A 25,841-nucleotide genomic window follows, 5' to 3' on the forward strand; every position below is an offset into this window, starting at 1 on the left:
GCGTGGTATGCCAGAGCGTCACGAACGCGGCGCCGCCTGCTGGGTGGCAGTCTCACCGCCGGCTGCCTGACCTGCACCACTGCCATCCGCTGTCTTCTGGGCATCGAAACCGGTTTCACCGTGGCTGGCATGGAACAGCGCCTGCCCCTTGAGACGGAAGTCATCGATCGCCTGCTGACCCTCACGGGAAATCAGCCACTGAGCCAGCGCACGGGCGCCTTCGGTGTTCAGACCTTCATGATTGGCCGGGTTGACCAGAATCACCTGGTAGGGATTGAACAGGCGCGCATCTCCCTCCACCAGCACGGAAAGGTCGAGCTTGTCCTGCATGGCAAGCCAGGTGCCGCGGTCACTCAGGGTGTAATCCTGCAGCTCGCTGGCCATGCTCAGCACCTTGCCCATCCCCTGCCCCACGGCCTTGTATGCCGAGAAATCGGGGACGACATCGGCGCTCGCCCACAGCGACAGCTCCTTCTTGTGAGTCCCGGAGTCATCACCGCGTGACACGAAGCCGGCATTGCTCTCGGCAATTCTGGCCAGGGCCGCGTCCACGTCGGACATGCCCTCGACATTGGCCGGATCCACCTTGGGTCCCAGCAGCACGAAGTCGTTGTACATCACGCCATGTGGCTCGATGCCATACCCGGCATCGACGAACTTGCGCTCCGCGCCCGGCGCATGCGTCATCACCAGATCCACATCGCCATCCTGCCCCATGCGCAATGCCTTGCCGGTCCCCACGGCGATCACCTGGACAGTGACATCGTTGGCCTGTTCGTATGCCGGCAACAGATTGTCCAGCAGGCCGGAATTGTAGGTACTGGTGGTGGTCGCGAGGCGGATGATGTCATCCGCGGCCTGAGCGGGCTGCAGGCTCAGCGCGCCGAGAGACAGACCGGCGATGGCACCCAGCAGATGGCGGGCGGAGAGGATGTGGCGATGCGGCATGAGGTAGCTCCCTGGCGTGTCATTATCGGGGTGATTCACGAGGGAGATGATCCTCCAGCGGTGGCTGGCCATCTCCCCGCGGCAAGACATTGCAAGCAGCGTGCCCGCAAGGCCACGCTCTCGCCATTCACCTGGTGACTTGTCCTGCACATGGCCCGCTGGCAATGCCTGGATGCCCGGGTGAGCGCCGGCGAGAATACTGACAGGATATCGCCGCCCTGCCACAGGCGGGTCATCTTGACCCACCCGTGAGCCTGCGCGGGACGACACGATACACTGTTCCTTCGCGCTGGCCACCCGCTCGCGGCCCTGACTCTCGCTGCTGCGATGGCCTCAAGCGCGGGCCTCTGGACCTCGCTTCACCCGACACCGTGGTGACTGTGCCCGCGCCGGGCGAAAGCGAATGCCGAGAGAATGGCGAGATCGAGGAATGGCGGCTAGATAAAGTACCGTGCGCCGCGCGACAATGAGCGAACGAACGCCACCCTGACACGCCATACCCGAATGACCATCGCCCCGATGCACGCCACGCATGATAGAGGAACGCCATGACCGTCCACGCCACCTCTCCCGCACGGGAGGCGCGTCGCGCCACGCACGACCAGGCTTTGCCGACCGCATCGGTCCTGATCGTCGATGACGAGCCGGGCATGCGGCGTTACCTGGAAAAGGCGCTGGCATCCCGCTTCGCGATGATCGAAGCCGTCGAAAGCGTCGAGCAGGCCGAATCGCTGCGCTCGCGCCTGCATTTTGATCTCATCCTGCTCGACATCCGCCTGCCGGGACGTGATGGCCTTGAGTGGGAAGAAGCCCTGTCACCGTCATCGGTCAGCGACGTCATCTTCATGACGGCCTATGCCGATCTCGATACCGCCGTACGTGCCCTGCGCGCAGGTGCCAGTGATTTCATCATCAAGCCGTTCCGCCTCGAACAGCTGCACGCCGCGATAGACCGCTGCCTCGAACGCCGCCAGCTGGCACGCGAGAACTTCCTGCTGCGTCGTGACAATGCACGCCACCAGGGTGAGGAGGCCAGCCTGCAGGGCGAGACCCCCGGCATGCAGGAACTCGCGCAGATCATCGCGCGCGTCGCGCCGGCCCCCTCTCCCGTGCTGATACTCGGGGAATCCGGCACCGGCAAGGAGCTGGCGGCACGCGACCTGCACCGCCTCTCCGGACGGCGCGGTGCCTTCGTACCGGTCAACTGTGGCGCCATCAGTCCGGAACTTCTGGAGAGCGAGCTTTTCGGTCACCTCAAGGGGGCCTTCACCGGCGCCCACCGCGGACGTGATGGGCTGTTCAGCTTCGCCGATGGCGGCACCCTGTTCCTGGATGAAATCGGCGAGATGCCGCTGACCATGCAGTCCAGGCTGTTGCGGGTACTGGAAACCCGACGCGTGCGCCCAGTGGGCGGTGAGCAGGAGCAGGCCGTCGATGTGCGCATCGTGGCCGCCACCCATCGCACGCTCGAGACGGAGGTCGCGGCGGGTCGCTTCCGGGAAGACCTCTACTACCGCTTGAACGTGCTCAGCTTGCAGCTGCCGGCGCTGCGGGATCGCCCCGCGGACATTCCTGCCCTGGCCCTGCATTTCTCTCGACAGCTGTCGCGCGAACTGGGACTGCCCGAGGTCCCCTGGGATCACACCGACCTTGCACGCCTGTGTCGCTATGCCTGGCCCGGCAACGTGCGTGAATTGAAGAATGTCATCGAGCGCGCGCTGCTGCTGGGCCGCCTGCCCGGCGATGCCCTCCCGGCCTCCGGCACCTCTCTCACATCTGGCCATGCCGCGATGCCCGGCGCTTCGGATGCACCAGGCGACGCTGCCGCTCCCCATGCGGGGGGGGAGGCCGACAGCGAGGCTTCACACGGCTATCCGCTGGAGTGGTCGCTGGATCGTGTGGAACAAGCGCATCTGCGTGCAGTACTGGAGCATCACGCCAACAACAAGTCCGCTGCCGCACGTCAGCTGGGCATCTCGCGCAAGACGCTGGATCGCAAGCTGACCCACTGGCGCGCCGAGACCGAGAGCGCCATGCCAGACCGCGACTCGTCTCACCGCTCGGCTGATGACCCTGCATGATCCAGCGCCTGCGCCATTACCTTGCCGGCTCGCTGCGCCGCCGCTTGCTGGTGCTGACGCTGGCCCCGCTGCTGCTGTTGCTGCTGGCGCTGGTCGGCCTGACCGCCTATTGGACCACCGCCTACACCGACCGCCAGCTGTACATGAACGTGCGCAGCGATCTCGATGTGGCAAGCCGCACGCTGCAACGTCAGCACCAGCGGCTTCGTGACGGCCTGGAAACCCTGCGCCGCAACCTGCGCCAGTCCACCACGCTGCCAGGCCCGTCCTCACCATCGACCGAGACACTGGCGCCTCGTCTGAAGGCGTTGCGTGAGACCCTCAACGCCGATTGGCTCCGCTGGCTGCCAGCGGAGCAGCTCGGACAGACGCCCGGTGTCGCCGCCCTGGTTCCGCGTCTGCGCCAGGGCGAGAGTCTGGATGGCCTCGACATGCTCAGCGCCGATTCGCTGGCATCCCTCGACCCCTTGCTGGCAGAGCGGGCCCGCCTGGCCCTGCGCCGGACACCTCATGCACAACCCAGCGCGCGGCGTGAGGAAACGCGCGGCATGCTGCTGCGTGCACTGGTGCCGATCATGGATGCACACGGGACGCTCGTGGGCGTGCTTGATGCCGGGCGGCTGCTCAATCGTGACCCGAACCTGGTGGATGAGATCCGCGATCTCCTCTACGGCCCGGGGACCCTGCCGCTGGATGGCACAGGCACCATCACCCTGTTTCTGGACGATGTCCGAATTGCCACCAACGTGACTGACAGCACCGGTGAACGCGCACTCGGCACGCAGGCCTCGCTCGAAGTGACCCGTCAGGTCATCGGTGAGGGGCAGCGCTACGTCAATCGCGCCTTCGTGGTACGCGACTGGTTCGTTGCCGCCTATGCGCCTCTGGATTCTCTGGACGGCCAGCGGATCGGCATGATCTATGCGGGCTACCCCCAGGCACCCTACGTGCGACTCTACCGGGAGACATTGGTCCACATCAGCCTGGTACTGCTGGCGGTCAGCCTGTTGGGAGTTCTACTGGTCTGGGGCGGGGTCGAGCGCCTGATGCGCCCCATTCGCCAGATACGCCATGTGGTGCATGCCGTTCGCGATGCACCCTCCAGTGATGGGCTGCGCATCGGGCCGCTTGCCTCGCTTGGGCCAGAACAGCGTCGTGGTGATGAGCTGGATGAGCTGGCGCAGGAATTCGATACCATGCTGGCGCGGCTGGAGGCGCACCGCAGCGAGATTCAGGCGGCCGCCAATACCCTGGAAGCCCAGGTCGAGGACCGCACGCGTGACTTGAGCGCACAGACGAACACGCTGCGCGAGCGCAGCCAGGCACTGGAGGAGCATGTCCGCCTGTTGCGCGAAGCACGCGCGAAGCTGTTGACCCGCGAGAAGCTGGCAGCACTCGGGGAACTCACGGCAGGCATCGGGCATGAGATCAACAATCCCGCCGCCGTCATCCTCGGGCATGTCGAGTTGATCGAAGTCATTCTCGGCGACCAGGCAGACCCCGTACGCGAGGAAATCGCGACCATCATCCATCAGGTGGAACGGATTCGCGCGCTGGTCGACAACCTGCGCCAATATGCACGTGACCCACATCAGGCGAGCCACCACGGCGCACAGGCAGAGCTGCCTGACCTGCCGGGCGAGACGCTCCCCACCACGCTGAGCCCCCCGAACCTCAGCCAGATTCATCCAGATGAGGCCATCCATAGCGTCGAAGTACTGGTACGCCATGCGCTGGATCATCACGGACACAGATTGACGCATGAGCTCTCGGCGACACGTCAGATCGAGGCCGACCGCGCCCAGCTGACACAGGTGCTGGTCAACCTGCTCATCAATGCCATCGAGATGGCACCCGGACCGGACACGCTATGCATCACCAGCGCCGATCGCGACGCGACGCTCGCCGGTGTGGAGGAGGATCACTCGCCGGTGATGACAGGAGTCCCCGGCGGTGAGGTCGTGGCCGGCATCGAGATCCGGATCATCGATCACGGCAATGGCGTCCCGGAACACCTCAGGGAGCGCATCTTCATCCCTTTCTTCACCACGCGCGCCAACGGCTCCGGCATCGGTCTGTCGGTCTCGTCCGGGTTGATCACGCAACTGGGCGGACGACTGTGGCTGGAAGAGACGCCCGGGGGCGGCGCGACCTTCTGCCTGTGGCTGCCTTGTATCGCGCGGCGTCACCACGAAGACAACCAGGGCCGACACCTGCTCGAGACCCTGAGCGCCGGTGGCAGCAGCCGTGCCAGTTGATCCCCCTGCCCTGCCATCCACCGACCGGAGCCTTTGCCATATGCCATCGGCCAATTCGACTCCCTCTCCAGCCCGCCAGACCTCGACGGCATCCACCGGTGAGCCACAAGCCCGTCACGCGAACACGTCGCCGACGCTTGGCCAGCGCCTGCGCATCCTGCGCACCCGCCACGGCCTGTCTCAACGCGAACTCGCCAAGCGCGCCAACGTGACCAACTCGACCATTTCCCAGGTCGAACAGGATGCCGTCAGCCCCTCTGTCAGCTCGCTCAACAAGATACTCGATGTCTTCCCCGTCTCGCTCAGTCACTTCTTCAGCGACGAGATCCCCGAGGCGCCTGCGCGAGTGCTGCGCCGTGAGGAGCATGCACCATGCGAGGAAAGCCCCGCTGACACGCGACTGCGCAAGATTCCCGACTGGCCTGATGCCTCAGGGCAGCGTCGTCAGAAACCGCAGGTCACGCTGGGGAGGCTTGAAGACCATGACAGCATCAGCCTGCAGGCAAGCCATGACAGCCTCTTGCTCGTCACCCGCGGGCGACTGCGCATCGAGCTGCCGGCAGAAGCGCTCGATATCCACCTCAGATCCGGAGATGCCGTGCGGCTGCAGGCCGGAGAGCGCTACCGACTCCACCATGCCCAGGCGCAAGATGCTGATGGGTCTGAACCACTGGACGAGGAAAGCCTGACAGCCTGTCACTGGTCATGCATCGCGAGCGCGGGATAAACCGAAGGAGCCCCCTTTCTTCCCAGCGAGCCACGCATCAATCAAGAATGCCCCTCTTTCCTGTCAGTACCGCGACACGAAAGAGGGGCATTCATCAGAACCGCGATTCACCTGGGCATCCGCTCACTCGACAGGCCGAGAGGGTTCACTCCCCCTCTTTCGCCGGGGGCAGCACCAGATTGAGCACGATCCCCAGAATGGCCGCCAGGCTGACGCCCTGCAGCGTGAACTGGCCACCACCAACCTGCATGCCGCCAATCCCGAAGACCAGAATCAAGGACGCGATCACCAGATTGCGCGGCGCGGTAAGCGAATCACCGGCACGCACCAGGGTGTTCATCCCCACCACGGCGATCGACCCGAACAGCAGGCACATGATGCCACCCATGACAGGGGTGGGAATCGTCTGCAGTACCGCCCCCACCTTGCCGATGAAGGCAAGCGAGATGGCCACGCAGGCCGCGACGGTCATGACACGCGGATTGAAATTGCGCGTCAGCATGACAGCGCCCGTCACTTCCGAGTATGTCGTGTTGGGCGGTCCACCGAACAATGAGGCCGCGCTGGTGGCCAGGCCATCTCCCAGCAGTGTCCGATGCAGTCCCGGCTTCTTCAGATAGTTCTGACGCGTCACGGAGCCGATGGCCACCATGTCACCGATATGCTCCACGGCCGGCGCGATGGCGACCGGAATCATGAACAGGATGGCGGAGAACTCGAAGGTAGGAGCGGTGAAGCTTGGCAGGGCCAGCCACGCCGCCTCCGCCACAGGCGACAGGTCGATCACCCCCATGGCCAGTCCCAGCAGATAGCCGGTGATGATCCCGCCGAGAATCGGGATGAGGCGCCACAGTCCGCGACCGAAGATCGACAGTACCAAGGTGACGGCAAGACTCACCAGCGAGAGGGTCAGTGCCTGTCCATGAGAAATGGTGTCACTGAATTCCCCCGTGGCCATCTGGACGGCGGTCGGTGCCAGCGCCAGTCCGATCACCATGATGACAGGCCCCACCACCACGGCAGGCAACAGGCGATGCACGATACCGACGCCCTTGAGACGAATGCACTGCGCCAGCAGCACATAGACCAGTCCGGCAACGAACAATCCCCCCATGGTGGCGGGAATGCCGAAGTTGGCGACCGAACTCTGGATGGGAGCGATGAAGGCGAATGAAGAGGCGAGAAAGACCGGCACGCTCGCCTTGGTGACGCTCTGGAAGACCAGCGTCCCGACCCCTGCCGTGAACAGCGCGACGTTGGGATCAAGGCCAGTCAGCAACGGCACCAGCACCAGCGCACCGAAGGCCACGAAGAGCATCTGTGCTCCCGTGATCAGCGTCGCCAGCGTGAAAGGCTCCTTCTCAGGAGTCTGGAGAGCATCATGAGAGGCAGAGGAAGCGGAGTCCGGGGCTTGAGAAGACGACATGGCGGAAGATTCTATTCAATGAACTGACGAAGGAAGGCCTCATCCTGACTGCTCAGACAGGTAAGGCAGATACAAAAACGCCCCACGCAAGGCGTAGGGCGTCGAGAGCTCAGGCGAGGCGCTTAGCGCGTGCCGAAGATCTTGTCACCGGCGTCACCAAGACCCGGGACGATGTAGCCATTCTCATCAAGACGATCATCGACGGAAGCCGTGAAGATCTCGATGTCAGGATAGGACTCCTGCACCTTGGCGATGCCTTCCGGTGCCGCGACCAGCACGATCACCTTGATCTGCTGGCAGCCCTTGGCCTTCAGCATGTCCAGCGTGGCGATCATGGAACCGCCTGTCGCCAGCATCGGGTCGATGACGATCGCCAGACGCTCATCGAGATCCGAGACGAACTTCTCGAAGTACGGTACCGGCTCGAGGGTTTCCTCATCACGGTACAGCCCCACCACGCTGATGCGCGCGCTGGGAATCAGGTCCGTCACCCCTTCCAGCATGCCGAGACCGGCACGCAGGATCGGCACGATGGTCACTTTCTTGCCCTTGATGCTCTGGACGTCCAGCTCGTTGCCGCTCCAGGCGTCAATGGTGGTAGTTTCCAGCTCAAGGTCCTGGGTTGCCTCATAGGTCAACAGCTTGGCGACCTCACTGGCCAGCTCACGGAAGCTCTTGGTGCTGATGCCTGCTGCACGCATCAGGCCGAGCTTGTGCTGGACCAGTGGATGATTGATGGCATGGACGCTCATGGAAATACCTCTTGGGACAGAAGATGGTGCTCATGATTGCGCAGCACTACCCCGCCAGCGAGGGACGATGGCAGGCAGAGAGGCTGGCAAATTGGGCGTATTCTAGCCGAGCAGGACTTTGATGTTAAGCGCACCCGACATCGTCACGGGCGAGGCGGTCAAGAAAATCGCCGACGGCTGAACAGTAATCAGGGTAATCGAAGCGCTCAGCCAGAATCTGACGCGCACGTCGGCCCATTTCACACCGAAGCTCAGGACTGGCGATCCATTTATCAAGCACTTCTGCTGCTGCCACTGGCGATATCACCCTGGCCGCAACGATGGCATCCTCGTCAGGCGAATAGACCCTGACCTCTGGCCCGACGAAAGCGAGATCATGCTCTGCAAGTTCACCTATGGATCTGATGGTGGGAAGCACGGCGCCATTCTCTCCCGCGATGACCTGCTCCGGCAGCCCATCGACATTGCCGACGATGGTCGGCACGCCATGCGCCAAGGCTTCCTGCACCACGTTACCGAATGGCTCACGCCAGGAAGGGCAGATGAAAGCATCCAGCGTGCAATAGAATTCCGACATCTCCTTGACCGCGCTATGAAACGTCACGACATCGGCCAGCCCCCACCTTGTCACCAGTGCTTGCAAGGGGGGTCGCAAAGGCCCGTCTCCCGCGATATGCAGCTCCACATTCGCATGGATGTCCCGCAGCAATCTGATGGTCTCGAGCGCCACGACAGGCGCCTTGAGTGCCGTCAGTCGACCGGCAAACCCCAACCGGAAGACGTCGCCGTCATGGGTTGCCGTCACCTGCGGTAGCGACATGGCATTGCGTGCCACAAGCGCCGGGCACTCCTCTGATAGACCTAGCTTCAGCTGGAGCATGCGCAGTGATGCATGGGAATTGCAGATGACGCCGGACCAGCGTTCCACGTAGCGCTGGATATCGGGTGCCGGCTCGATGAACCAGGCGCTGCCTCTCTCGAAATGCACGATGGGTACGTCATTTGGGAGAGCAATGGGGAAGTTGCGATATTTATTCCAGATGACCAACTGCTCAAGCGTCAATGATTTCAGCAATTTCCGCTGATACGTAGAACGCAACCATGGAATCTGCCTGGGAAGATTGATGCCACGAGGTCCCTTGACGGAATGAATTCGCCAGAAATGATCACTCAATTCTTCTTGTACGATAGGATGGATTCGATCGGTCATCGGAAGGACATGATAATCATTTCCGGCTTCCAGCATGGTAGTGAAGAAGCGTGAAAAGTGACGTTCCACTCCGCCCAGATTTCTCAGGCTGACGAGATGACCTATCTTCGGCTGACTTCCCATGGCGCTCCTTCTATGTGAATGCGTCCCTATCGGAAGCCAACATTATCACAACGGAAACATCAGCACCGCGCCATGCCTGACATCCCCGATGACTCACCTGCCCTCTCATGAGAGGATGAGTCCACACCCAACCTCCGACAATCATTGCTCAAGAAGGATACCCAAAATTGGCAAAGTCCTGTGCATATAGGATGGCCAACTTCTCTCGCGTGGCAGACGCCATACTTTCCTGAGCCACACGACAGCGGACATCCCCCTTGTTGCGATGAGCAATGGAGGAATCGATACCCAGCTTCTCAGCGACAATCTTGAAGTCCTGATCCAGCGTCTCGAAATGTCCCAGGAAATCCACCATCAACCTGTCATCTGCCGACATGATGAAAGAAGATTGAGAGTGGAATAACAGATGACTGCGAAAAGCACCTTGCCAGAGCCCGTTTTCCACAAAGTCATCAAAGCCACGATACTTTGCGAGTGAGGCTGCCACGCGACTGTCCTCAGGCCCCTGATTCCCACCCTTCAATATATAATGGTATGCGGAAAAAGCGCGATCATAGGGATTTCGCACAAAGGAGAACTTGAAGTAATTATTGAATTTCTTGCTATCTGCTTTTTTATAAGTTTGCCAGGAAACATGATCTCGGCCTTTTTCACTCTTCTTTCCCAATGCGGCTAGAACCGAGGTCCCGGCGGCCTTGGGAATATGTATGAAAATACATTTGTTGCGATCAAAGTGTTTACGATAAGGGAATTCGTGCTTCAACCACATGACAAGCCTCATACATAGATTGCGAATGATCCGTCACCTTGCCGCAAGAGTAGGCAAACAATACGCATTTTTCGTGTACATACCGTCAAAAAAAGGAAGAAGTAGATCATGCGCCAGCGCAATGTTACAGTACATGGAAATAGACTTACGGTGTGACCATCAGCCATGCTCCATATCTTTATATCGTGCGATGAAAACTATGCGCCTCATCTAGCCACGACTATCATGTCCATACTTGATAACTGTCAAAAGCCAGAAGCGCTGAGCTTCATCATTGGTGATGGAGGACTGTCGTCCGACACCATTTCCAGATTGCACGCAATGATCGCACCCTACCAGTCACAGATCACCTTTACTTACCTGCACGAGAGCAAGTTTGAAGGACTGGAGGTCAAACGTTACGGGCTTTCCATCTATTTCAGATTATATCTGAGTGAGGTCATCGACCCTTCCATTCAACATATCGTATGCATTGATTGCGATACTATCGTCGTGGGCGATATCACGACGATCATGGATGACCTGCCGACTCAGGACTTCACGCTGGCCGCTGTGGAGAATATTGGCCGATCTCCTTATAAATCATTGGGTCTGGAGAAAGGCAAATACTTCAACTGCGGCTTGATGTTGATCAACATGCCTCGCTGGAAGGAATATAATATTGGCGAGAGGGCATTATATTTCTTGAGAAAACACCCCGAACTCTGTCTATACCCTGAACAATCCGCACTGAATAAAATTCTCGACGGCCAATGGACACAATTACCGTTGGTCTGGAATGCTCAACGTCCTGCTTACAAGATTCTTGAGAAAAGAATGGATGAACAGCATAGAGCGGAACATGAGTTCCTGGAGTCCATCAAGAAACCCAAGATGATTCACTACATGGGAAAAGGCAGCAAGCCTTGGGAGTATGGCTCACTGCATCCATTGAAGGATGTTTACTTTTATTATAGAGCCAAGACGCCATGGGCCTCTGGCAATATCGTCAACAACAAGACACTCAAGAAATCCATTCTGTCTTATATTGAATTGCAGAAGTTATACAAGTACCACAAGAGAAGATCCATGAGCCAGGAGTTGCTTGACGCTCATCGATAACGATTTCCTTGAATGGCATCTCTCGGAGATGCCATTCAATTCATCATCATGGCCGCCTCTTGATTACCGCTTGTCCACTACCTCGGCAATGAAGTCACCAATCCCCTGACAGTACCGTTGCTGACAGAAATCTCGTGCGATGATATCGCGGGCGACCGTCCCCATCTCTCTCCGCTGCTCCGGGCTTTCCGCCCAACGCTGCAGGACATCGGCAATGGCGGCCGAGTCCAGGACATGCGCCTGCACGATGGCATCGCGCTCGGGTGAATAGACTCTGTCCGGCCCCTGGACGAAGTCTTCTCCATAACGGGCGAGCTCATCCTTCGGGCGTCCGGGTGTCAGCACCTCACCATTGAGGCCGGAGGTGATCTGCTCCGGCAATCCATCGACATTGCCGACGATCGCAGGCACTCCATGCGCCAGGGCTTCCTGCACCACATTGCCGAACGGCTCGCGCCAGGAAGGACAGATGAAGGCATCGAGGGAAGAATAGAATTCACTCATGTCACTGAGCAGGCCACAGAAGCGGACACTGTCTTCAAGCCCCCACTCGATGACCAATGACTTGAGAGCCGCCTCCAGCGTCCCCGTACCAGCGATCCAAAGCTCAGCATGGGGCACACTGACCTTGAGATCTCGCAGCGCCTCGATGGCAATCACTGGCGCCTTGAGGCCGGTCAGGCGTCCTGCAAAACCGATTCTGAATCGCGAAGCCGGATGCGTGGAGGCCTTCTCAGGCAGCACGATGGAATTGCGCACCACCTTGCAGGGCAAGGTGTCACGGATGCCGAGCGACAATTGCAACATGCGACTGGCGGCATGGGAGTTGCAGATGATGCCATCGAGCCTCGAGAGGTAATCCTCGACCTCGGGGGTAGGCTCCACGAACCAGGCAGCGCCATGCTCGTAATGGATGAGGCTGATGTGCTCAGGAAAATGCAGAGGATGGTGACGCAACTTGTTCCACACCACGATTGCCTGCATCTCTTCATCATCGAGCAATCGCGCCTGGCAGTTATCCCGCAGCCAAGGGAGCTGACGCGGGATCTTGATACCGAGATAGCGCTTTATATCGTGCACGCGACCTGGGAAGTCCGCATATACGGACTGCAGCATCGGATGAATCTCGGGGGTCTGCAACAGCACATGATGATCACGCTCATTGGCGGCCATGCGATAGAAATTGGTGAAGGTGCGCTCGGCCCCTCCCAGGTTCTTGAGACTGATCAGATGACCCGCGCGAGGTCCTAGCAATGTCGGATGCGTCAATGTGGTTTCTCGTCTTCACTCTCAGGTATCAAGCAGTGGCAACTGCCAATCTATCGGCACATCGCCACGTGCCTCCAGCCAGGCATTGGCCTGTGAGAAGTGACGAGAACCGAAGAATCCGCGGTGCGCTGCGAGAGGCGACGGATGCGGAGCGTGGAGTACCAGATGCTTCTGGCGATCCACGGCCCCCGCCTTCTTCTGGGCATGACTGCCCCAGAGCAGGAAGACGACACCCTCGCAGTGCTGGTTGATCACGTCGATGGCGCGGTCGGTGAACTGCTCCCAACCTTGCTTCTGATGCGAGGCGGCCTTGCCCTGCTCGACCGTCAGCACGCTATTGAGCAGCAACACCCCTTGCTCCGCCCAGCTTTCGAGGAAGCCGTGATCCACGGGTTCGACCCCGACATCGGCAGCCAGTTCCTTGTAGATGTTCTTCAGTGAGGGCGGCGGGCGCACGCCGGGGCGTACCGAGAAGCACAGACCATGTGCCTGGTCCGGCCCGTGATAGGGGTCCTGCCCCAGGATCACGACCTTGACGTTGCTCAGCGGGGTCAGCCAGAAGGCGCGAAACCAGTCCTGCGAGTGCGGGTAGATCACCTTGCCGGCATCTTTCTCGGCGCGCAGGAAGGCCTTGAGCCGCTGCATGTACTCGGCATGGAATTCCTGCCCGAGATGCGCCTGCCAGTCGGCAGGCAGCACCTGGGAGCTACCGGAGGTGGCAGTCTCCAACGGCATGTCAGCTGTCGCTCTCTTGCTTCTTGAGTTGCTCGGAGATCGGTTCGACGTAGGCGATTCCCATGTCCCACGGGAACTGGATCCAGCAGTTCTGCGGCACTTCGGTGATGAAGTCATCGACCAGCGGACGGCCTTCCGGCTTGGCGTAGACGGTCACGAAATGGGCCTTGGGCAACATGTCGCGCACGGCACGTGCGGTGTTGCCGGTATCGACGAGGTCATCGACCAGCAGCCAGCCGTCACCGTCGTGATCGACGCCCTTGACCACTTCCAGCCCCCCCTGCTCCATGTGGTCGTGGTAGCTCTTGATGCACACGGTGTCGATATGGCGGATGCCCAGCTCACGGGCGATCAGGCCAGCCGGGATCAACCCACCACGGGTGATGGCGATGATGCCCTTGTAGTCACGACCGATCAGGTCATGACAGAGCGCGCGCACGTCGCGGTGCAGCTGGTCCCAGGAGACGATGAAATGGTCGTGATAGCGTTCGGAAGACATGTGGGTCACTCGCAATGACGGAACAGGAACAAAGCATGGTGGCTGGCGTGCCACCCTACAAGGGACAGATCGCACCGGTGTGAAACGACACTGCCGGCGACGACGATATCGGACGTTGTCTGCAACGACGATGGCCCTGCCAGAAGACAGGGCCATCGTCGTTGCGCAGGCTTACTCGGCTTCGGTAAAGCTGCAGGCAGCGAAGACGCTGTGGCCTTCCTCGCGGATCTTGGCGGAACCTCCCAGCTCCGGCAGGTCGATGATCGCGGCGGTCTCCACCACGATACCGCCGGTGCGCTCGATCAGCTTGCAGGCCGCCAGCATGGTGCCACCGGTGGCGATCAAGTCATCCATCACCAGGATGCGATCGCCTTCACGGAAGGCATCGGAATGCAGTTCGACGGTGGACTCACCGTATTCCAGCGTGTAGGTCTCGCTGATGGTCTTGAACGGCAGCTTGCCCTTCTTGCGCACCGGCACGAAGCTGCAGCCCAGCTCATAGGCCAGCGGTGCACCGATGATGAAGCCGCGTGCATCGATGGCGGCGATGGCGTCGATCTCCATCTCCTGATAGCGGTGCACGAAGGAGTCGATCAGCTTGCGGAACGCGGCGGAATTCTGCAGCACCGGCGTGATGTCACGGAAGTTGACACCCGGCTGGGGCCAATCCGGCACGGTGCGGATGACAGACTTGATGTAGTCGCTGTAGATGCTCATTAAAGGGCTCCGTCGAGGAACAGGTATTTGCAGGCAAACAGGACGGCGAGAATCACCAGCCCCGGGCTCAGATCACGATAGCGGCCAGAGAACAGCTTGATCACGGCGTAGCTGATGAAGCCCAGTGCGATCCCGTTGGCAATCGAGTAGGTCAGTGGCATCACCAGGGTGGCGATCACCACTGGCGCGGCTTCGGTAATGTCACTCCAGTCGATGCGTGCCAGGCCACCTGTCATCAGGCAGGCGACATAGAGCAGCGCACCCGCGGTGGCAAAGGCGGGGATGGAGGTGGCCAGCGGTGACAGGAACAGGCTGACGAGAAACAGTCCCGCCACGACCACCGCGGTCAGTCCTGTGCGTCCGCCTGCCGCCACACCGGTGGCAGATTCGATATAGCTGGTGACATTCGAGGTCCCCATCACCGAACCGGCCATGGTCGCGCTGGAGTCTGCCATCAGGGCACGACCGAGACGCGGCAGGTGGCCACGCTCGTTGGTGAGTCCCGCCTGCTGGGACACGGCGATCAACGTGCCCGAGGTATCGAACAGATCGACGAACAGGAACGCGAAGATGATCGACACCATGCCCAGGTTGAAGGCACCGGCGATGTCGAGCTGTGCGAATGTCGGCAGCATGCTAGGCGGCATCGAGGCAAGGCCATGGAAGTCATTGTTGCCGGTCAGGGTCGCCAGCAGCGTCACCACCAGGATGCCGATCATCACGGCGCCGATCACCTTGCGGTAGGACAGCGCGACGATCAGGAAGAATGACAGCAGCGCATACAGGGCTGCCGGCGAGGACAGATCACCCAACGTGACCAGGGTGCCCGGTGCATCAACGACGATGCCGCTGCCCTGCAGCGCGATGATCGCCATGAACAGGCCGATGCCCGCGGCGATGCCCGTCTTCAGTGAGGCCGGAATGGCGTTGATGATCCACTCCCGGATCTTGAAGGCGGAGAGCAGGAAGAAACTCACCCCGGACAGGAAGACCGCGCCCAGCGCGATCTGCCAGGGAACGCCCATCTGCCCCGCCACCGTATAGGTGAAGAAGGCCGTCAGGCCCATGCCGGGTGCCAGCGCGATCGGGTAGTTGGCGTAGAGCCCCATGATCAGGCAGCCAAGGGCAGCTGCCAGACAGGTCGCCACGAAGACGGCGCCGTGATCCATGCCGGTGGAGGCCAGCATCGAGGGGGCAACGAAGATGATATAGGCCATCGCCAGGAAGGAAGTGAATCCGGCGATGACTTCGGTACGCACATTGGTACCGTGCTCCGAGAGCTTGAAGAGACGTTCCAGCATGAGGGAAACCCTTATCCTTGAGCAGTGCCTGTCCGGCAAGCCGCAGTGGTCGATGACGTTCGGGAACAGCGGATCAACACGAACTCACTCGGACAGGTATGCTGCACAGGGGTCAACCATGGCTTCCCCCTCGTTCAGCCTGCCTGAACCACGATGCCCTGCCGGTGGCAGGGCATCGAAAGGCGCAACATGGTACCCAAAGGTCTGCAGCGAATCGAGCATTGCAGGCATATTTCCTGACCGGTCAGACGGGTTCTGGCGTCCTGCCAGCGAATTGACCCCGCAGGAAGCCTGCAAGCCTCATGCCAGCCGTGAGGCCATGACTCGCTCCACCGTCTCGACGATGGCCTGGGTCTGGGGGTCCACCTCGAGATTGACCCGATCCCCCACCGCGCGCTCACCCATCAGGGTGCGCTCAAGGGTTTCCGGTATCAGATTGACGCAGAAACGCGTGCCCTGGACCTCCCCGATGGTCAGACTGACACCGTCAAGTCCCACATAGCCCTTGTCGAACAGGAAACGCATCAGCTCAGCGGGAGCCTGGAACCAGATCCGGCGATTGTCAGCCGTGGCTTCAATGGCATCGAGGGTGACCATCGCCATGACGTGACCGGACATGGAGTGGCCACCGATTTCATCCCCGAAGCGCGCTGCCCGCTCGATGTTGACCCGACTGCCCACCTTGAGCTCGCCGAGGTTGGTCAGTCGCAGTGTCTCACGCATCAGATCGAAACTGGCCAGCTGACCCTCGAGTGCCGTCACGGTCAGGCAGCAACCGTTGTGCGCCACTGACGCCCCGGTTTCCAGCCCCTGCTCCAACCCCTGCGGCAACCGGACCTGATGGGTACGAAACTCCGGACGCTCTTCAATGGCGACCACTTCCGCCATGCCTTGCACGATACCGGTGAACATGCGCTTCCTTATCCTTGCACTGCTTCCCGCAGAGCGGGAACCCATGAATATGATGACAGGCCATGACACCCGGGCACTGATGACACCACGAGATCCGACATGCCGATGGGAAATCCTAGCATGCCGGACTCGATGCCGGCAGCCATCACGCCTCCTTCACGCCATCGAGCGAAGCGAAGATGAGCAGGCCTGCTGTCAAGGGTTGGCCTTGCGCCACGGGGCTGGCAAGGCGTCCTGCGTGTAAGACATCTCTGACAGCGAGTATCGGCAAATTGCCATATCGAACGACAGTTCGAATAAACCGTCAACGCCAGACCAAAGTCGTTGACACCCCGAGGGTGACTGATAGAATGCGCCTCAAATCTGTTTGGCGCCGATTTGTACCCGGATTGCGGGCGCCCACTTCGAGAGTCTGTCTCCCGGGGTGCAAGTTCTGCTAAAAGGGTGTGTCCAGCGTTGATGGCCACCCATCTTGGGTGGTCTTTTTTTCCTCTCTGGATCACTCTCCTCTTGCCAGGCGTGCCTTGCCCTTCTCGGCGCAGTGCACGACACACGCAGAACAGGCGGCTTGCCGCAGACCTTCGCCCGCATTCCGGTTGGTGCCTTAACCATTCGGACCCCCATGATCACACTCAAGAACGTCTCCAAGACTTACGGCAGTGGTGACAAGGCCGTGGTCGCGCTCAAGGATGCCAGTCTCATGGTTCCCCAGGGCGCCATTACCGGTGTCATCGGCCTGTCCGGTGCCGGAAAATCGACCCTGATTCGCTGCGTCAATCTGCTCGAACGCCCCACCGAGGGCAGTGTCGTGGTCGATGGTCAGGAGCTGACCGCACTCGACGACAGCGCCCTGCGTCGTGCTCGCCACCAGATCGGCATGATCTTCCAGCACTTCAACCTGCTGTCCTCGCGCACCGTCTTCGCCAACGTGGCCCTGCCGCTGGAACTGGCCGGAATCTCCAAGGCCGAGATCAGCCAGCGCGTCGAGCCACTGCTGGAACTGACCGGCCTGAGCGACAAGGCAAGCCAGTATCCTGCCCAGCTGTCCGGCGGACAGAAGCAGCGCGTCGCCATCGCTCGCGCACTCGCCAGCCGCCCCAAGGTGCTGCTGTGCGATGAAGCCACCTCGGCGCTCGATCCCCAGACCACTGCCTCCATTCTCGAGCTGCTCAAGGACATCAATGCCAAGCTGGGCCTGACCATCCTGCTGATCACCCATGAAATGGAAGTGGTCAAGAGCATCTGTGATCAGGTCGCATTGATCAGCGGCGGCGAGCTGGTGGAAGTGGCGGCGGTCGGCGATTTCTTCACCGCCCCGCAGACCCGCCTGGGCCGCGAATTCCTCAATGAATTCCTGGAACTCGAACCGCCACGCGCACTGGTCGAGCGCCTGGAGGCGACTCCCGGCCCGCACACCCATCCGGTGGTCCGTCTGGCCTTCAGTGGCGACGCCGTCTCCACGCCGCTGATCTCGCGCCTTGCGCGTGAGTGTCAGGTGGACGTCAGCATCCTGCAGGCCAAGGTGGAATCCATTCAGGACCGCACCCTGGGCCTGATGATCGCCGAACTGATGGGCGACAGCGCCCAGACCCAGCAGGCGCTGGACTATCTCGAATCCCACGACCTGAAAGTGGAGGTGCTCGGCCATGTCACCCGCACTGCTTGAACTCGTCCTGTCCTCCACCCTCGAGACCCTCTACATGGTCGCGGTGGCAGGCCTGATCTCCGCGGCACTCGGCATTCCGCTGGGCGTGGCACTCTACACCTCGCGCCCGGGCCAGATTCTCGCGCGCCCGGTGCTCAACAGCGTGCTGAGCATCATCACCAACATCGGCCGCTCGGTGCCCTTCATCATCCTGATGGTGGCGATCATCCCGCTGACACGCCTGATCGCCGGCAGCTCGATCGGCACCAATGCCGCCATCGTGCCGCTGACCATCGCCTCGATTCCCTTCGTCGCCCGTCTGATCGAAGGCGCCTTGAATGAAGTCGGCCCGGGGCTGGTCGAAGCCGCTCAGGCCATGGGTGCCACGCCGATGCAGATCATCACCAAGGTCCTGCTGCCGGAAGCACGCGGCGGCATCATCAATGGTCTGACCATCACCGTGGTCACCTTGATCAGCTATTCCGCCATGGCCGGTACCGTCGGTGGCGGCGGCCTGGGGGATCTCGGCATCCGCTACGGCTACAACCGCTTCGACCCGATGGTGATGCTGGTGACCGTGGTCATCCTCGTCGTCATGGTGCAGGGCTTCCAGAGCCTGGGCGACCATCTGGTGCGCAAGTCGAACCACAAGTAAGCCTCGCTCCATGAGCGGCGACTGATCCACCAGTGGCGTTCGATCTACAAATCACACGGCTTTCGGTATCGTGACGGCTCATCACAATGAGCCGTCACTCATAACATCCCGCGGACCCCGCCGGTCACGTCGGATCACAAGGAGAACATCGATGCGCAACATGCTGACCACGCTTTCTTCCCCGCTGCGCCTTGCCGGTGCTGCCACCCTGCTCGGCGCCACCCTGCTGGCAGGCTGCGGCAACGACGCGTCCGACGAGAACACCCTCAAGATGGGTACCGTCGCAGGTCCGGAAACCGAGGTGATGAAGGTCGCAGCCGAGATCGCCAAGGAAAAGTACGACCTGAACGTCGAGATCACCGAGTTCACCGACTATGTGTCTCCCAACGCCGCTCTGGCCGATGGCTCGCTGGATGCCAACGCCTACCAGCACCAGCCGTACATGGAATCCATGGTGCGTGAGCGCGGCTACAAGTTCGCCAGCGCCGGCAAGACCTTCGTGTACCCGATCGGTGCCTATTCCGAGAAGTACGAAGACATCAGCGAACTGCCGGACGGCGCGACCATCGCGCTGCCGAACGACCCGTCCAACGAAGGCCGCTCCCTGATCCTGATGCACGACCTGGGCATGATCGAGCTGACCGACAAGGACAACCTCGAAGCGACCCCGATCGACGTCGCCAAGAACCCGCATGACTATCAGTTCAAGGAAATCGAGGCTGCCCAGCTGCCGCGCATCCTGCCGGACGTCGACCTGGCCTTCATCAACAACACCTTCGCTCAGCCGGCTGGCCTGAAACCGGAAGACGCGCTGATCCGTGAAGGCGCCGAGTCCCCGTACGTCAACCTGATCGTCGTGCGCCAGGGCGATGAAGACAGCGAGAAGGTGCAGAAGCTGGTCAAGGCCTACCAGACACCGGAAGTCGAAGCCAAGGCCGAAGAGCTGTTCAAGGGCGCTGCGGTACCGGGCTGGAAATAAGCCTTCGAGCGCAAGCTGACAGCCGCATGACGCAAAGCGCCGACCCTGAGGTCGGCGCTTTTGCATCTGATTGATGAATCCCCCCATCACGTCCAGATGCCGACGCGGCGCAAGAGCGCGCGCGCAGGGCGTGCTTGAAACAGGCGACCCGCGACCGCATCCCTGCGTCACCGGCATCAACCCGCCATCCACTCAGGAGCCAACATGGCCACTCGTCCCGACTACTCACTGCTGGCCCGCCAGCTGGACGCCACGCTCGACACTCGCGACTGGCTGACCAACGCCTCCCAGACGGCTGCCTTCATCAACATGACGGTGGCGGACCTCAACTGGGCAGGCTTCTATGTGCAACGTCAGCCGCAGATCCTGCACCTGGGACCGTTCCAGGGTCAGCCGGCCTGCCACCCGATCCCCTTCACCAAGGGCGTGTGTGGCGCTGCCGCGACCCAGCGCACCACTCAGCGCATCGCGGATGTGCATGCCTTCCCGGGCCATATCGCCTGTGACGCCGCGTCGCGCAGCGAGCTGGTCATCCCCGTTCTCATCGAGCAGAACGGCCAGCAAGTGCTGTGGGGCGTGCTGGACCTGGATAGCCCCAGCCCCGAGCGCTTCGATGAAGAGGATCAAGCCGGCATCGAACGCCTGGTCGAGATCTTCATCGCCTCCAGCGATTTCGACAGCGTGCCCGCCTGATACGCCCATCAGGTGCTGACATCATGTCCTGCCGCCCGCCATGCCTCCTGCATGGCGGGCGGTCTGCGTTGCGGCGGGTCAGGCCTTTCTTGCAAAGCCCCTTGCACAGCCCCTGGCGAGATGACACGTTAAGAGCTCTCTGACCCGACAGGAGCAGAACATGTCATCCCAGTCGCCATCACATGACGCGCCTTCCTCAGCGCCTTCCTCATCTGCATCGATCGCTCATCCTGCCCCGCATGCGCAAGGCTCCCTCCAGAATCACGATGACGCCCACGCAGGGCTCGAGCAGGTCATCGCGCATCTCGAGCGCCTCAAGGCCTTCACGGCACGTACCGGCAATGACCTGGGCGCCAAGCGCACCCTGCTGGAAGGCTACTTCGCCGCCGATGCCAGCATTCTCGACACCGGCGTGACGCCACGCCTCGAGATGCTGCCGGGAGGAAACGGCGAGCGCCTCTGTGAGGTATTGCCCGCACCAGACGGCGCACCGACACCTGCTCGCCGCCTGCTGTACGTGCATGGGGGTAGCTGGATCGCCGGCTCCCCCGCCGGTCATCGCCCGCTGGCCAGTCGTCTGGGCCGCACGGCGCGCGCCGAGACCTACACGCTGGATTATCGCCTCGCCCCTGAGGCGCCCTTCCCGGCAGGCCTGGAAGACGTATTGGCCGCATGGCACTGGCTGTGCCGCGAGTTTCCGGATGACCACCTGCTGCTGGCCGGAGACAGCGCGGGCGGCAACCTCACGCTCTCGGCCCTCAACGCGCTCAAATCCAGAGGTGAACGCCTGCCGGACGCGGTGATCGCCTTCTCGCCCGCCACCGACCTCAGCTGGGGCAGCGCCTCGCTGTCGCGCAAGGCCGAGGTGGACCCGATCCTCGACCCCAATCTGCTGCCCTTCGTGAGCATGGCCTATGTGCAGGACGGTACCGACATGAGCGATCCACGCATCTCGCCGCTGGAGGGGAATCTGTTTGACCTGCCACCGACGCTGATCCAATGCGGCGAGGCGGAAATCCTGCTCGATGACAGTCGTCGCTACGCCGCGCAGGCACAGGATTGCGGCTCACCTGTCACGCTCAGCCTGTGGCCGGACATGCCGCATGTGTTCGTCGGCTTCGCACCGCTGCTCAGCGCTGCCAACGCCGCCCTCAAGGAAGCCGGTGACTTCCTCGACACCACGCTTGCCTGACAGCACGGCCAGCGCCAGCGCTTCTCGACAGGCGTGTCTGACGCGCACACGAAAACGCCCGACTCGATGAGCCGGGCGTTTTCTGGAATCTGGTAGGACCAGGCGGATTTGAACCGCCGACCTCCACGATGTCAACGTGGCGCTCTAACCAACTGAGCTATGGTCCTGGATGAGGCTGATGAATCACTGTCACTTGAAGCTTCTGCTTGGTAGGACCAGGCGGATTTGAACCGCCGACCTCCACGATGTCAACGTGGCGCTCTAACCAACTGAGCTATGGTCCTGTATCAAGTGGCGCGATGTTGCCATCGATGCCGATGCTGGTAGGACCAGGCGGATTTGAACCGCCGACCTCCACGATGTCAACGTGGCGCTCTAACCAACTGAGCTATGGTCCTGTGTCAGCAGCTGAATGAGGGAAGCGTTTGTGGTGCGAAGCGCTTTGCCCTGTCAGCGAGGACGTATTCTACTTATCTTCCGTTTTGATGCAACCCCCTGATGATAAAAAAATTTCTCGCCTGAGTAGCATCGCGATACTCGCCGTATGCGCCTTCTTTCAGGCGTCTCACCGGGGTCACCGATCCTCCCCCGAGAACGCGCGAGGCGGTGCCAGCCCATGCCGGCACCGCCTCACTTCTTTACGCCCTCACGTCTTCACGCCCTCAGCGCCGCGCAAGCGACATCACAAGGCAACGGGGCGTCAAAACAATACCCATCGCAGTCCCGCGGCCACAGCCGCCCCCAGCAAGGGGCCGGCGATCGGCACCCAGGCATACCCCCAGTCAGAACTGCCCTTGCCCGGAATCGGCAGAAGCCAATGCGCGACACGTGGCGCAAGATCGCGCGCCGGGTTCATCGCATTGCCGGTCGGGCCACCCAGTGACAGACCGATGGCCCATACCAGCGCCCCGATGAGATACGGCAATACCCGGTCAGTGATCAGCTCGCTGTTGACCATGCTGCCGATCGCGAAGACGAGTACCACCGTCGCGATCGCCTCACTGACGACATTCGCCAATCGGGAATCGACTGCCGGATCGGTACAGAAGACCGCACGCTTGCGCAGCGGGTCACGGGTCACCTTCCAGTGGGGATAATACGCCGCCCACACCAGCACGGCCCCGGTGAAGCATCCCAGCATCTCCGCCAGCATCATCCTGGCCACCTCGAGCACGCTTGCATGCACGCCCAGCAGATACTTGGCGAGGGTGACCGCTGGATTGAGATCTCCGTAGGGAGAGCCTGTCGAGATCGACACCAGCACCCCGACCATCACCGCAAAGCCCCAGCCGGCATTGATCATCAACCAGCTGGAACCGGCTCCCTTGGTCTTGCGCAGCATCGCATTGGCGACGACTCCGCCGCCCAGCAGAATCATGAGCGTGGTACCCAGAAATTCGCCCGTCATGACGTCAGTCCACATGCCAGATGACCTCCGTCACTTGTCCCCATCCACCACCCACTGTGTCTTCCAGCCCCGAGAGAGGTCGCGGCATCGCTCCCCCAGACAGGAATGTCGGCACACGGGCACAAAGACTTCGCCCCGTCGAGTGACGGGGCGAAGGAGGCGTTACATTGCCACAGCTGACGAGGTGGCTCCAGCCACTTGCGACAGAAGGGCTTACAGCAGCAGATTCCACATGCTGGCCGCGATCAATGCCCCCGCCAGCGGCCCGGCGATGGGCACCCAGGCATATCCCCACCCGGAGGCACCCTTGCCATGGATCGGCAGCAGCGAGTGCGCGATGCGAGGACCAAGATCACGCGCCGGATTGATGGCATAGCCCGTGGCGCCACCCAGCGACAGCCCGATGGCCCACACCAGCATGCCGACCAGATACGGCAGCAGGCCGGCACTGATCTTGCCGGAACCGACGATGGCGCCGATGCCGAAGATCAGCACCACGGTGCCGATCACCTCACTGAGCATGTTGCCCAACCGGCATTCGACCGCGGGGTCAGTACAGAACACCGCACGCTTGAGGCCAGCGTCGCCGGTACGCTTCCAATGCGGCAGATAGGCAAGCCACACCATCACCGCACCGGCGAAGCAGCCCAGCATCTGGGCGATGACATGACGCGCCACATCAATGAGGGTGGCATGCACCCCGAGCAGGTACTTGGCGAGGGTCACCGCCGGATTGAGGTCCGCCTGGGGCGAGCCGGTGGAAACGGCCACGAACACCCCGATCATCACCGCAAATCCCCAGCCGGTGGTGATCACGATCCACCCGGAGCCGTTGCCCTTGGTATCCGCGAGTACCACGTTGGCGACCACACCGCCGCCGAAGAGGATCAGGAACAGGCAACCGAGAAACTCGCCCGTCATGACGTCAGTCCACATGTCAGTGACCTCCGTCGCTCTTCACTCGCTCGACGGCTTCCAGCCAACCGGCATAGAGGCGCTCACGCTGCTCTTCCGCCATCTCCGGCGCGAAGGTGCGCTCGCAGTGCCACAGCTCGCTGATCTCCTCCAGGCTTTCATACCAACCGATATGCAGGCCGGCCAGATACGCCACACCCAGCGCCGTGGTTTCCAGCACGCGCGGGCGATCCACCTTCACGCCCAGCATGTCGGAGAGGAACTGCATCACCCAGTTGTTGCTGACCATGCCGCCATCCACGCGCAGATTCGCGCAATTGATGGTGACGTCATCCAGCATGCACTCCTGCAGATCTCGGGTCTGATAGCACACCGATTGCAGGCCGGCCGCGACGATGTCGGTGATGCCGGTACCTCGGGTCAGCCCCAGGATCGCGCCGCGTGCCTGCGGGTCCCAGTGTGGCGCTCCCAGGCCGGTGAAGGCCGGCACCATGTAGACGCCGTGATCGGCGCTGGCCGCACGTGCCAGCGGCTCGGTCTCGGAGGCATCGGAGAACAGCTTCAGGCCATCACGCAGCCACTGCACGGTGGCGCCGGCCACGAAGATGCTGCCTTCCATGGCGAAGGTCGGCTTGCCGTTGAGGCGATAACCGACGGTGGTGAGCAGACGGTTCCTGGACAGCTCCATCTTCTCGCCGGTGTTCATGATCATGAAGCAGCCCGTGCCATAGGTGCTCTTGCTCATACCCGGCGTGAAACAGGCCTGCCCGACCAGCGCCGCCTGCTGATCGCCCGCCACGCCACGGATCGGCATTGCCGCCCCGAACAGCTGCGGATCGGTGGTGCCGAAATCATCACTGGAATCCAGCACTTCCGGCAGCAGGCATTCCGGGATGCCGAACAGCGCCAGCAGCTCTCTGTCCCAGCACTGATCAACGATGTTGAACAGGCAGGTGCGCGAGGCATTGGTGGCATCGGTCACGTGACGGGCCCCACCGGTCAGCTTCCAGATCAGATAGCTGTCGACGGTTCCGAAGGCCAGTTCGCCCTTCTCGGCGCGCGCACGCACGCCTTCGACGTTCTCGAGAATCCAGCGCAGCTTGGTCGCGGAGAAGTACGGGTCAATCAGCAGGCCGGTCTTGCGCTGAATCATCTCGCCATGGCCGGCATCGGAAAGCTCACGGCAGTACTCGTGGGTCCGGCGGTCCTGCCAGACGATGGCGTTGTAGACCGGCACGCCGGTCTTGCGGTCCCAGACGATCGTGGTCTCACGCTGGTTGGTGATCCCGATGGCCGCGACCTGCTCGGCGCCGATATTGGTATTGATCAGCGCCTGATGCACGGTGCGCTTCACCGATCCCCAGATATCATCGACATGATGCTCGACCCAGCCGCTGTTCGGAAAGTGTTGCGCAAATTCTTCTTGTGCCAGTCCGGTCACCGCGCCTTCACGATCGAAGAGGATGGCGCGCGAGCTGGTGGTTCCCTGGTCAATGGACAGAATGTGGTTGGTCATCGTCAATATC

23 protein-coding genes and 3 tRNA genes are annotated in these 25,841 nt (G+C 61.4%); 9 read left to right on the forward strand and 17 right to left on the reverse strand.

Annotated features, from left to right (window positions below):
- Positions 1 to 18: 18 nt before the first annotated feature.
- Positions 19 to 948, reverse strand: a complete 930-nt coding sequence (locus tag QD172_RS06265) for a substrate-binding domain-containing protein (protein ID WP_279855277.1) — start codon at positions 946 to 948, stop codon at positions 19 to 21.
- Between the two features lie 548 nt (positions 949 to 1,496).
- Between QD172_RS06265 and QD172_RS06270 the strand changes: the two genes are divergently transcribed.
- Genes QD172_RS06270 through QD172_RS06280 form a run of 3 tightly spaced genes read left to right on the forward strand, consistent with a single transcriptional unit; the run spans position 1,497 to position 6,014 of the window.
- Positions 1,497 to 3,029, forward strand: a complete 1,533-nt coding sequence (locus QD172_RS06270) for a sigma-54 dependent transcriptional regulator (RefSeq protein ID WP_279855278.1) — start codon at positions 1,497 to 1,499, stop codon at positions 3,027 to 3,029.
- Positions 3,026 to 5,287 (forward strand): cache domain-containing protein, encoded by a 2,262-nt coding sequence (locus QD172_RS06275; protein WP_279855279.1) that lies wholly within the window; start codon positions 3,026 to 3,028, stop codon positions 5,285 to 5,287. Before QD172_RS06270 ends, QD172_RS06275 begins: the two co-directional genes overlap by 4 nt.
- A gap of 40 nt (positions 5,288 to 5,327) precedes the next feature.
- Positions 5,328 to 6,014, forward strand: a complete 687-nt coding sequence (locus QD172_RS06280; protein WP_279855281.1) for a helix-turn-helix domain-containing protein — start codon at positions 5,328 to 5,330, stop codon at positions 6,012 to 6,014.
- 145 nt (positions 6,015 to 6,159) lie between these two features.
- Here QD172_RS06280 and QD172_RS06285 read toward each other — a convergent pair whose 3' ends face one another.
- The 4 genes from QD172_RS06285 to QD172_RS06300 all read right to left on the reverse strand — a co-directional run bounded on the left by QD172_RS06285 (position 6,160) and on the right by QD172_RS06300 (position 10,294).
- Positions 6,160 to 7,440: a uracil-xanthine permease family protein gene (locus QD172_RS06285; RefSeq protein ID WP_279855282.1), complete on the reverse strand. Its 1,281-nt coding sequence runs from the start codon at positions 7,438 to 7,440 to the stop codon at positions 6,160 to 6,162.
- Positions 7,441 to 7,562: 122 nt separating this feature from the next.
- Positions 7,563 to 8,192: a uracil phosphoribosyltransferase gene (upp, locus tag QD172_RS06290; protein WP_077374565.1), complete on the reverse strand. Its 630-nt coding sequence runs from the start codon at positions 8,190 to 8,192 to the stop codon at positions 7,563 to 7,565.
- 124 nt (positions 8,193 to 8,316) lie between these two features.
- Positions 8,317 to 9,525 carry a glycosyltransferase family 4 protein gene (locus QD172_RS06295; protein ID WP_279855284.1) on the reverse strand — a complete coding sequence of 403 codons (1,209 nt, stop codon included), beginning with the start codon at positions 9,523 to 9,525 and terminating at the stop codon, positions 8,317 to 8,319.
- A 148-nt stretch (positions 9,526 to 9,673) separates the two neighbouring features.
- Positions 9,674 to 10,294 (reverse strand): sulfotransferase family 2 domain-containing protein, encoded by a 621-nt coding sequence (locus QD172_RS06300; protein ID WP_167592976.1) that lies wholly within the window; start codon positions 10,292 to 10,294, stop codon positions 9,674 to 9,676.
- 165 nt (positions 10,295 to 10,459) lie between these two features.
- On the opposite strand from QD172_RS06300, the gene QD172_RS06305 reads away from it, so the two are divergent.
- Positions 10,460 to 11,395, forward strand: coding sequence for a glycosyltransferase family 8 protein (locus tag QD172_RS06305; protein WP_176504101.1), 936 nt, complete (start codon positions 10,460 to 10,462; stop codon positions 11,393 to 11,395).
- A 63-nt stretch (positions 11,396 to 11,458) separates the two neighbouring features.
- Here the strand turns inward: QD172_RS06305 and QD172_RS06310 are convergent, their stop codons facing one another.
- From QD172_RS06310 to QD172_RS06335, 6 genes are all read right to left on the reverse strand, one after another.
- The gene (locus tag QD172_RS06310; protein WP_279855285.1) at positions 11,459 to 12,649 is read right to left on the reverse strand and encodes a glycosyltransferase family 4 protein; all 1,191 of its coding nucleotides are present in this window, start codon (positions 12,647 to 12,649) and stop codon (positions 11,459 to 11,461) included.
- A 36-nt stretch (positions 12,650 to 12,685) separates the two neighbouring features.
- Positions 12,686 to 13,399, reverse strand: a complete 714-nt coding sequence (gene ung, locus QD172_RS06315; RefSeq protein WP_141392391.1) for a uracil-DNA glycosylase — start codon at positions 13,397 to 13,399, stop codon at positions 12,686 to 12,688.
- A 1-nt stretch (position 13,400) separates the two neighbouring features.
- Positions 13,401 to 13,898, reverse strand: coding sequence for a xanthine phosphoribosyltransferase (gene gpt, locus QD172_RS06320; protein WP_077374580.1), 498 nt, complete (start codon positions 13,896 to 13,898; stop codon positions 13,401 to 13,403).
- A gap of 171 nt (positions 13,899 to 14,069) precedes the next feature.
- On the reverse strand, positions 14,070 to 14,615 hold the full coding sequence (locus QD172_RS06325) for an adenine phosphoribosyltransferase (protein WP_077374582.1): 546 nt from the start codon (positions 14,613 to 14,615) through the stop codon (positions 14,070 to 14,072).
- Positions 14,615 to 15,916 carry an NCS2 family permease gene (locus QD172_RS06330; RefSeq protein ID WP_279855286.1) on the reverse strand — a complete coding sequence of 434 codons (1,302 nt, stop codon included), beginning with the start codon at positions 15,914 to 15,916 and terminating at the stop codon, positions 14,615 to 14,617. The genes QD172_RS06325 and QD172_RS06330 overlap by 1 nt, the downstream gene beginning before the upstream one ends.
- A gap of 300 nt (positions 15,917 to 16,216) precedes the next feature.
- Positions 16,217 to 16,828: a riboflavin synthase subunit alpha gene (locus tag QD172_RS06335; protein ID WP_136938677.1), complete on the reverse strand. Its 612-nt coding sequence runs from the start codon at positions 16,826 to 16,828 to the stop codon at positions 16,217 to 16,219.
- Between the two features lie 622 nt (positions 16,829 to 17,450).
- Between QD172_RS06335 and QD172_RS06340 the strand changes: the two genes are divergently transcribed.
- The 5 genes from QD172_RS06340 to QD172_RS06360 all read left to right on the forward strand — a co-directional run bounded on the left by QD172_RS06340 (position 17,451) and on the right by QD172_RS06360 (position 21,992).
- Positions 17,451 to 18,494, forward strand: a complete 1,044-nt coding sequence (locus QD172_RS06340) for a methionine ABC transporter ATP-binding protein (RefSeq protein ID WP_279855287.1) — start codon at positions 17,451 to 17,453, stop codon at positions 18,492 to 18,494.
- Positions 18,475 to 19,128, forward strand: coding sequence for a methionine ABC transporter permease (locus tag QD172_RS06345; RefSeq protein WP_077374591.1), 654 nt, complete (start codon positions 18,475 to 18,477; stop codon positions 19,126 to 19,128). Before QD172_RS06340 ends, QD172_RS06345 begins: the two co-directional genes overlap by 20 nt.
- Before the next feature lie 160 nt (positions 19,129 to 19,288).
- Positions 19,289 to 20,107, forward strand: a complete 819-nt coding sequence (locus QD172_RS06350; protein WP_077375588.1) for a MetQ/NlpA family ABC transporter substrate-binding protein — start codon at positions 19,289 to 19,291, stop codon at positions 20,105 to 20,107.
- 204 nt (positions 20,108 to 20,311) lie between these two features.
- Entirely contained in the window at positions 20,312 to 20,800 is a 489-nt protein-coding gene (locus QD172_RS06355; RefSeq protein WP_077374593.1) for a GAF domain-containing protein, read from the forward strand.
- A 160-nt stretch (positions 20,801 to 20,960) separates the two neighbouring features.
- The gene (locus QD172_RS06360) at positions 20,961 to 21,992 is read left to right on the forward strand and encodes an alpha/beta hydrolase (protein WP_279855288.1); all 1,032 of its coding nucleotides are present in this window, start codon (positions 20,961 to 20,963) and stop codon (positions 21,990 to 21,992) included.
- Positions 21,993 to 22,082: 90 nt separating this feature from the next.
- On the opposite strand, the gene QD172_RS06365 is transcribed toward QD172_RS06360, so the two are convergent.
- The 6 genes from QD172_RS06365 to glpK all read right to left on the reverse strand — a co-directional run bounded on the left by QD172_RS06365 (position 22,083) and on the right by glpK (position 25,831).
- Positions 22,083 to 22,159 (reverse strand) — tRNA-Val (locus QD172_RS06365).
- A gap of 40 nt (positions 22,160 to 22,199) precedes the next feature.
- Positions 22,200 to 22,276: transfer RNA gene (locus QD172_RS06370), tRNA-Val, on the reverse strand.
- Positions 22,277 to 22,313: 37 nt separating this feature from the next.
- Positions 22,314 to 22,390 (reverse strand) — tRNA-Val (locus QD172_RS06375).
- A gap of 302 nt (positions 22,391 to 22,692) precedes the next feature.
- Positions 22,693 to 23,415, reverse strand: coding sequence for an aquaporin family protein (locus tag QD172_RS06380; protein WP_279855289.1), 723 nt, complete (start codon positions 23,413 to 23,415; stop codon positions 22,693 to 22,695).
- 198 nt (positions 23,416 to 23,613) lie between these two features.
- Positions 23,614 to 24,336, reverse strand: a complete 723-nt coding sequence (locus QD172_RS06385; protein ID WP_077374599.1) for an MIP/aquaporin family protein — start codon at positions 24,334 to 24,336, stop codon at positions 23,614 to 23,616.
- Position 24,337: 1 nt separating this feature from the next.
- The gene (gene glpK, locus QD172_RS06390) at positions 24,338 to 25,831 is read right to left on the reverse strand and encodes a glycerol kinase GlpK (RefSeq protein WP_279855290.1); all 1,494 of its coding nucleotides are present in this window, start codon (positions 25,829 to 25,831) and stop codon (positions 24,338 to 24,340) included.
- Positions 25,832 to 25,841 lie beyond the last annotated feature (10 nt).

Origin of the sequence: Cobetia sp. 10Alg 146, assembly GCF_029846385.1 — a bacterium.
In the GTDB taxonomy this organism is placed as follows: domain Bacteria; phylum Pseudomonadota; class Gammaproteobacteria; order Pseudomonadales; family Halomonadaceae; genus Cobetia; species Cobetia marina.

Bases quoted from the DNA above. Each gene is read 5' to 3' on its own strand.
- QD172_RS06385 (WP_077374599.1), bottom strand. From the start codon at position 24,336: ATGTGGACTGACGTCATGACGGGCGAGTTTCTCGGTTGCCTGTTCCTG.
- QD172_RS06345 (WP_077374591.1), top strand. From the start codon at position 18,475: ATGTCACCCGCACTGCTTGAACTCGTCCTGTCCTCCACCCTCGAGACC.
- QD172_RS06305 (WP_176504101.1), top strand. From the start codon at position 10,460: ATGCTCCATATCTTTATATCGTGCGATGAAAACTATGCGCCTCATCTA.
- QD172_RS06340 (WP_279855287.1), top strand. From the start codon at position 17,451: ATGATCACACTCAAGAACGTCTCCAAGACTTACGGCAGTGGTGACAAG.
- QD172_RS06270 (WP_279855278.1), top strand. From the start codon at position 1,497: ATGACCGTCCACGCCACCTCTCCCGCACGGGAGGCGCGTCGCGCCACG.
- QD172_RS06335 (WP_136938677.1), bottom strand. From the start codon at position 16,828: ATGTTCACCGGTATCGTGCAAGGCATGGCGGAAGTGGTCGCCATTGAA.
- QD172_RS06300 (WP_167592976.1), bottom strand. From the start codon at position 10,294: ATGTGGTTGAAGCACGAATTCCCTTATCGTAAACACTTTGATCGCAAC.
- QD172_RS06360 (WP_279855288.1), top strand. From the start codon at position 20,961: ATGTCATCCCAGTCGCCATCACATGACGCGCCTTCCTCAGCGCCTTCC.
- QD172_RS06285 (WP_279855282.1), bottom strand. From the start codon at position 7,440: ATGTCGTCTTCTCAAGCCCCGGACTCCGCTTCCTCTGCCTCTCATGAT.
- QD172_RS06330 (WP_279855286.1), bottom strand. From the start codon at position 15,916: ATGCTGGAACGTCTCTTCAAGCTCTCGGAGCACGGTACCAATGTGCGT.
- QD172_RS06280 (WP_279855281.1), top strand. From the start codon at position 5,328: ATGCCATCGGCCAATTCGACTCCCTCTCCAGCCCGCCAGACCTCGACG.
- upp (WP_077374565.1), bottom strand. From the start codon at position 8,192: ATGAGCGTCCATGCCATCAATCATCCACTGGTCCAGCACAAGCTCGGC.
- glpK (WP_279855290.1), bottom strand. From the start codon at position 25,831: ATGACCAACCACATTCTGTCCATTGACCAGGGAACCACCAGCTCGCGC.
- ung (WP_141392391.1), bottom strand. From the start codon at position 13,399: ATGCCGTTGGAGACTGCCACCTCCGGTAGCTCCCAGGTGCTGCCTGCC.
- QD172_RS06350 (WP_077375588.1), top strand. From the start codon at position 19,289: ATGCTGACCACGCTTTCTTCCCCGCTGCGCCTTGCCGGTGCTGCCACC.
- QD172_RS06355 (WP_077374593.1), top strand. From the start codon at position 20,312: ATGGCCACTCGTCCCGACTACTCACTGCTGGCCCGCCAGCTGGACGCC.
- QD172_RS06295 (WP_279855284.1), bottom strand. From the start codon at position 9,525: ATGGGAAGTCAGCCGAAGATAGGTCATCTCGTCAGCCTGAGAAATCTG.
- QD172_RS06380 (WP_279855289.1), bottom strand. From the start codon at position 23,415: ATGTGGACTGACGTCATGACGGGCGAATTTCTGGGTACCACGCTCATG.
- gpt (WP_077374580.1), bottom strand. From the start codon at position 13,898: ATGTCTTCCGAACGCTATCACGACCATTTCATCGTCTCCTGGGACCAG.
- QD172_RS06325 (WP_077374582.1), bottom strand. From the start codon at position 14,615: ATGAGCATCTACAGCGACTACATCAAGTCTGTCATCCGCACCGTGCCG.
- QD172_RS06275 (WP_279855279.1), top strand. From the start codon at position 3,026: ATGATCCAGCGCCTGCGCCATTACCTTGCCGGCTCGCTGCGCCGCCGC.
- QD172_RS06265 (WP_279855277.1), bottom strand. From the start codon at position 948: ATGCCGCATCGCCACATCCTCTCCGCCCGCCATCTGCTGGGTGCCATC.